Annotated in this window: 7 protein-coding genes; 3 read left to right on the top strand and 4 right to left on the bottom strand. The window is 62.8% G+C overall.

Going from position 1 to position 6,557, the window contains the following annotated elements:
- From ACL03I_RS38945 to ACL03I_RS38930, 4 genes are all read right to left on the bottom strand, one after another.
- Window positions 1-267, bottom strand: a 267-nt coding sequence (locus tag ACL03I_RS38945; protein WP_412808592.1) for a helix-turn-helix domain-containing protein, incomplete at its 3' end; no start/stop codon positions are given.
- 166 nt (window positions 268-433) lie between these two features.
- The gene (locus tag ACL03I_RS38940) at window positions 434-1,201 is read right to left on the bottom strand and encodes a crotonase/enoyl-CoA hydratase family protein (RefSeq protein ID WP_412808591.1); all 768 of its coding nucleotides are present in this window, start codon (window positions 1,199-1,201) and stop codon (window positions 434-436) included.
- Between the two features lie 120 nt (window positions 1,202-1,321).
- Window positions 1,322-2,911, bottom strand: coding sequence for a class I adenylate-forming enzyme family protein (locus ACL03I_RS38935; RefSeq protein WP_412808590.1), 1,590 nt, complete (start codon window positions 2,909-2,911; stop codon window positions 1,322-1,324).
- 453 nt (window positions 2,912-3,364) lie between these two features.
- On the bottom strand, window positions 3,365-3,832 hold the full coding sequence (locus ACL03I_RS38930; protein WP_412808589.1) for a GbsR/MarR family transcriptional regulator: 468 nt from the start codon (window positions 3,830-3,832) through the stop codon (window positions 3,365-3,367).
- 445 nt (window positions 3,833-4,277) lie between these two features.
- Between ACL03I_RS38930 and ACL03I_RS38925 the strand changes: the two genes are divergently transcribed.
- From ACL03I_RS38925 to ACL03I_RS38915, 3 genes are all read left to right on the top strand, one after another.
- Complete coding sequence (locus ACL03I_RS38925) at window positions 4,278-5,201, top strand: hypothetical protein (protein WP_412808588.1); 924 nt, start codon at window positions 4,278-4,280, stop codon at window positions 5,199-5,201.
- 276 nt (window positions 5,202-5,477) lie between these two features.
- Complete coding sequence (locus ACL03I_RS38920) at window positions 5,478-5,858, top strand: IS110 family transposase (RefSeq protein ID WP_412808587.1); 381 nt, start codon at window positions 5,478-5,480, stop codon at window positions 5,856-5,858.
- Window positions 5,859-5,910: 52 nt separating this feature from the next.
- On the top strand, window positions 5,911-6,557 hold a 647-nt coding region (locus ACL03I_RS38915; RefSeq protein WP_412808586.1), incomplete at its 3' end, for a helix-turn-helix domain-containing protein.

Below are 6,557 nucleotides of genomic sequence, written 5' to 3'. Positions count from 1 at the left end.
ACCCGGACGTGGCTCATCGGCCAGACCGGCTAGACCGTGCTCGATGAACCGGCGCCGCCACTTCGCCACAGTCATCGGCGTGACGCCTACCGCAGCAGCGACATGCGCGTTCGCCGCACCCGGCTCCGCGCACGCCAGCACGATCCGGCACCGCAACGCATACGCCTGCGTCGACGTCGCCGCCCGCGCGCCCCGCACCAACTCCCGACGCTGCGCCTCGGTCACCACCAAATCCGGCCCCGACCTCGGCCGCCCAGTCCTCGCCACCGCAGAATCCTACAATTACATAACGGATTTCAGGCGCGGAACACTAGGTCTCGCGCCCAACCCGATTGTGATGTGGCATCACGATAGATAGGTGGTCACGCTCCGTACACCCCAGCAGATCCAGGAGCAGCCTGGCCGAGCGGCTGATACAACAGGTCACACACTGTCATCGCCCTTTCCAATGTGGCGCGCGCTTCTCCGCGAAGGCCAAGATCCCCTCGGTCGCGTCTTCGGCCTCCAGCGCGGTACGTGCTATTGCCATCTGCTTATCCCACGCCTGGTTGCTGGTCCAGTCCGCCGAGCCGGCGACGATCTGCTTCGTTGCCGCCAACGCGGTTGGCCCGTTACGTAGGAGCATGTCGGCCAGCCTGCGCGCACGCGGCAAAGCGTTGCCCACTGCCGTCACACGATTAACTACGCCCCACTGGTACATGATTTCGGCATCGACCGGATCGCCTGAGAGAGCAATTTCTAATGCGGCATGGTAAGGCATTCGACGTGGCAACCGGAACAAACCACCGCCGACTGCCACGAGATTGTATTTTACCTCGGGCAAACCGAATTGGGCCTCATACGAGGCGACTATTAGATCGCAGGCGAGTGCCACCTCGAAGCCTCCGCCGAGAGCGGAGCCTTCGATTGCCGCGATGACCGGCTTGCGGGAAGGTCGAGCCAACATCCCGAAATTTCCACGGCGCGCGGTAGTGGCCTGTTCGCCGCGGGCCAATGCCTTGAGGTCGGCGCCAGCGCTGAAATTTCCACCCGCGCCGTGAATTATAGCGAGCCACAAGCCATCGTCGTCGTCCAACATGTCATGCGCCGTGGCCATCGCCTCCGACATGGCGTCATCGAATGCATTGCGGACGTGTGGCCTGTTCATCGTGATGATCAAGCAGGCTCCGTCGCGTTCGGTCAGGATCGGGGATTCAGTCATAGCGAGAACGGGAAACCTCCGTTCACCGGATAGGTTTGCCCGGCGACCCAAGAGCTTGCGTCGCTCGCCAGCTGCCCAGCGCCGGTAATCACGACGACCCCGTGAGGTCGAGGATGTCAATCATATGCTTCGTTCCTGTCCTTCCCAATATGGCTGCCTTAGTTGGCGCTTGAGGATCTTCCCCATGGCATTGCGCGGTAACTCCTGGATGAACTCCACCGAACGTGGGCACTTGTATGACGCGAGCTGTTCGCGGCAGTGCCGGAGGAGTTCCGCCTCGCCGACCGAGTGACTCGGCTTGAGCTCGCAAAATGCCTTCACCTGCTCCCCGAAGTCGTCGTCCGGGATGCCGATAACCGCTGCGTCCTGGATGGCCGGGTGCTTCAGCAGAGCAGCCTCGACCTCCGCCGGGTAGATATTGACACCGCCTGCAACGATGAGGTCCTTGGCACGATCGATTAGATACAGATAGCCTTGTTCATCGACTCGTCCCACGTCGCCGACGCGAAAGAAGCCTTCCGCGTCAAGATCTTCCGGGCCGAGCGGCGGGGCGTTCAGGTAGCCGCTGATAGCAAGGGGGGACCGCACCCAGACCTCACCGACGCTACCCGGCGCCAGCACAGACCCATCGCCACCCCGCACACTGATTTCGACGTGGAGGTAGGGGCGGCCAGATGATCCCGGCCGGTCAACGGCCATCCCCGGAGTCAGCGCTGTCACCATGCCCACCTCACTGGCACCGTAACCTTCATAGAGGCATGGCCCGAATGTCGAATTGATCCACTGCTTTAGGGAAGAAGCAGTCGGCGCACCGCCGATCGACAGCACCCGGAGGGAGCCGACGTCGTAGCGCGCGAAGATCTCAGGCGGAAGCGCGGCGAGTCGTTTGAACATCGTTGGTACGCCGGTCCAAAAGCTCACCCGGTGTGCTTCTATCAATTGCAGGACCTGTTCGGGATCGAACCTTCGCAGCAAGATCATCCGGTTGCCCAGCGCCTCGGCGGCTCGGACTATCGCCGGACCGACCGAGTGGCTCATCGGCATTGTCACTAGCACGACGTCACCCGAGATCTGGGCACCGTGTTGTGCGACATCAGCTTGGTATTCGGTAAAAGCTTGTTCCTGCCCAGGCCGGGGCTGGATCACTACCCCCTTAGGCCGCCCAGTGGTTCCGGATGTGTAAATCACCAACGGGGCGGGGGCTTTTGCGACACGAGGAGGTACCCCGGCAACGTCCAACATTTCCGCGAACGCTGCCGCCCCGTCGCCGCTGTAATCAATTCCGACGAGCATCAGCGGAGCGATCGCGGTCACCGCATCGAGAAAGGGGGTGGGATCGGGATCATCGAAGAAGACCGCACGTGCACCGCTGTCGCGGAGAATTTCAGCCGCCTCGCGTGGCGTCAACCGCCAGTTCAGCCCCAAGAGCCGGCAGCCGATCTTCGACAGGGCAAGGTCGATGATCGCCCACTCGATACGAATGTGTGTCCGCACAGCGACGATGTCGCCGACTCCCACCCCCCGCCGGCACAGCGACTCGGCGAGAGCATCAGACAGCGTGTTCAGCTGCCGCCAGGTCAGTGACCGATCACCTTCAATGATCGCGATCTCATCCGGCCGGGCGTCCGCCCAATGCGCTACGTCCGCGTACGCGCTGCCACCGTGAGCGGACGGTAGCCGCCCGGCCGCGAGCTCGTCGTCGGTTCCCACTCCAGGACCTGACACCACGAACACCTCCAGAGATTTGCTGTCTGCATAACCAATATGTATCATAGCAACGCATCGATGACTCGTCGATGACCACAGTCACGGCTAGGAAGCCTCAATGCCTCGACCAGGATCCACCCACCCAGCGAGGCGCTCGACCGCGCGGCGCGCGCTGAGATCGCCACCACCCTCACCCGGCGCGTCATGGATATCGCGGCCGGCAGACCCGCCCACCGCCGACCGCGCTGGACATCGCCTGGCTCAGGTTCGACGACTGAAGCGAGAACGGGATCCCAAACAGCGAACCCGAATCAAAGAACAGTAATTTTCCGGATCAGTCGGAAAGACCCTCGACACTGTTATCCAAAGATCGCGGCGCCAGTCATAACATGCGGAATCGACGAAGGTTGTTAGCCACTTTTCGAAATGGTGACGAAAACAATAAGTGAAGACAGGCTACAATCTTTCGGTATCGAAACGGTGCTGCGCAGCGACGTCGCGCAGCCACGTCAGCGCCTTCTGAGCAGAGCGAATTCTGTTGGTCCGCTCCAGATCGGCTCCCTCGACAAGCTGGAGCCCGTCCTCGGCAATTTTTCCAAAGCTGGCCAAACTTTCCACCTTTTGTTGTATTACCATATACCAGGCATTGTCCTCGATCCGATAGTACGCGGTACGCTCCCCAGGGATGCGAACCTTCCGAATAAGGCCTATCGTGGTCAGCAAACGCATATTAGACGTCAATGACGCTCGACTGGCATGAATTGCGTCCGCGATCTGGCCAGCCGACTGCTCCGGTGGATCACAGATCATCAGCAATCCGAGGATGCGGCCGGTGATAGGGGTGAGACCCCACTCTTCGACGCAGAACGCCGCCACACGCTCAATCCAGCGCAGCGTGTCATTCTGTTGATCGTCACCTGGCACCGCACATCCTCCTCAATGTCAAAGATCCTGCCTACTGTGCCATGGCGACCGATCCCGGGAAGACCTGACCGGTCCGCAGAGAGCAACATCCCACCAGCCACTGGAATGCAATCTGCCATCTCATCCTTTACATGGCTAGCAATTTCAGGAAAGACTGAAATCGTCAGCATGTGGCGGCTGGGAGGTTTGGTATGGCCCTGGTGAGGACCACTGGGCTGTTGCCGGTAGCGGCTGGGTTCCTCATGGTGCACCCTGGCGCGTCTGTGCGGCTCGCCAGCCCACCGACCGCTACCGCCGCAACCCGCACCTTCCTGATCACCTGCGGTGCGGCCTTCAATAGGCTGACGGTGATCGTCGGTTTATCGACCGATCGGATTATGTCGCGTTGACCGATTGTGACTTTTGCCTGTATCGGTCGGCGGCTCCGGGGCTGCCTGGGCCTGGCGTGAGTTTCGAGAGGCAGATGTCGGCGGGAATCGAGCGGCGCGAAGACAGCGACGGCTCGGACCATCGGAGGCTGCGGCGCACGCTGCGCGCCACGGCTGCGGTCAGCCTCTCGGAGGTCGAATGGATCCGCCGGACGCGGGCGACCGGGACCGTCCTGCGGCCCCGGGTCAGTGTCGTCGACGGTTATGTCGCGGGCTACACCGCCCAATGGCGTGATGCCCACAGCGCACGCCTCGGTCCGGCGATCACCGACCTCGAGGTCGGCGCAGGACTGCACCTACCCGACCTGCGGGACGGGTGGGAGGACGACGCGCACGCGGCGGCGGACGCGCAGACCGAGTGGAAACTCCCGCGTTCGGTGGCGCCGTCGCCCAGGGAAACGGCGGTGTCGGCCGACACCGAGTTGTGGACATACGCCCTGGCTGAAGCACGGGGTTTCAACGAAACGCTGGCAGTTGTTCCGAGCATGGATCGCTCGACATGGCGGTGGGCGGCAGGCCGGGTCGCCGGGGTGCTGGCGCTGTGGTCGTGGCGGATCGAACCGGACGCGCTAGGAGCTTTCGCCGTCGCCGCGCACGAAGTCGGAAAGTCCGCACTCGCTGCCGGAAGCCGCGCCCGCCCGCACATCTTCCGACCGCCCGCGCCGGACCTGGAACAGACGGCGTTTGTCCTCGCGCAACTGTGCAGGGAAGTTCATGATCCACCCACCGAATCCGATCTGGTCGGCGCGCTGATCACCAGTATCGCCGCGATAATCAAGGCGCATCGCGGACGCGGGGAAGTGGCGCGTGCGTCGAGCATCTACGCCACCGCTGTGGGCCCTCTCAAGTGGATGGAACACGACATCCGCACCACCGTCCCGACCTCGGTGATCGGCTGCCATCTGCGGCTCGGGCACGCATCACCGTCCCAGCCGAGTTAGCGCCGCCCCCGCCATCGGTATCCAAGGAGACAGTCTCCCGGATCACCGACATTGATGATGAGATGTGTTCCCGCCCGGGTCGTTGCTCAATCACTGACTGACGCCCTGCTGGGTTGTCCTTACTTTGGTCCGCCGGCTCGGGTGGAAGCGCCCTTGAGCGCTCCGGCCGGGGAGGGATGACCTAATAGGGGCCTGGTTGCGCCTCGCCAATGTCTTGTCTGCCTGTCCGCCCGGTGTGCTGACATCCACCACTGACGAATGGCAGGACCAGCGAGGATGCACGACACGAACGAGATCATCGGCGGCGCCGACACTCATGCCGACACCATTGACGTCGCGGTGATTTCGCCGACCGGTCGGCCTGTGGCCGATCACGAGTTCGCCACCACGGCGGCCGGGTATCGTGCTGCCATCAAATTCCTCACCGGCCACGGCGTTGTTCGTGTCGTCGGCGTGGAAGGAACCAGTAGCTATGGTGCCGGATTTACCAGAGCGCTGGTGGCGGAGGGAATGCCGGTCGTCGAGGTCTGCGGGCCCGACAAGGCGACACGGCGTCGACGCGGCAAGTCCGATGCGCTGGACGCGTATTCGGCAGCCCGGGCCGCGCTGTCCGGCCAGGGGGTGTCCGAGCCGAAGGATGAGCGGATCGGTGTATAAAACTGACGGAGTTGCTTGACACTCGGACCCTCTGAACCGTAGGGAGATTCGGGTGAGCGAGCCTGTCATGGACCGCGAGGTGCGTCGGCGCCTGGCGGTCCTTCGTCATGTCGAGGAAGTCACCGGCAACGTCGCGATGACCTGCCGGTACTTCGGCATCAGCCGTCCCACGTACTACACGTGGCTGCGACGATATGAGACCGAAGGTGTGGACGGACTGCGCGAACGGTCACGGCGCCCGCGGACCAGCCCGACCGCGACTCGCGCCGAGGTCATCGAGAAGATCATCCATCTGCGCCAGCATTACCACTTCGGGCCGGACAAGATCCGCATGTACCTCGAGCGCTACCACGACATCAAGATCAGCAAATCCGGCGTCTGGCGCATCCTCAAACGACTCGACATGGGCCGGCTGCCGGCCTCCCAGCGCTACCGCCACGACCGCCGCTGGAAGCGATACGAGAAGCAACGCCCCGGCCACCACGTGCAGATCGACGTCAAGTTCGTCGAACCCCTCCCCGCCAAGCCCGGCACCCCGACGGTGAAACCGGTTGGCCGGCGCGGGAAGTTCTACCAGTTCACCGCGATCGATGATTGCACGCGGTTGCGGATCTTGAAGATCTATCCGCGCAACAACCAGAAGACCGCGATCCAGTTCCTGGACTACGTGCTCTCGCAGCTGCCGTTCGCTGTCGAGAC

Source organism: Nocardia sichangensis, assembly GCF_047200615.1.
Lineage (GTDB): Bacteria > Actinomycetota > Actinomycetes > Mycobacteriales > Mycobacteriaceae > Nocardia > Nocardia sichangensis.
Note: the sequence above shows the minus strand (reverse complement) of the source record. Positions and strands in the feature narration are given on the sequence as shown.

What these genes read in the sequence shown, in the direction of transcription:
- ACL03I_RS38940 (WP_412808591.1), bottom strand. Translation starts at nt 1,201, where the DNA reads ATGACTGAATCCCCGATCCTGACCGAACGCGACGGAGCCTGCTTGATC.
- ACL03I_RS38920 (WP_412808587.1), top strand. Translation starts at nt 5,478, where the DNA reads ATGCACGACACGAACGAGATCATCGGCGGCGCCGACACTCATGCCGAC.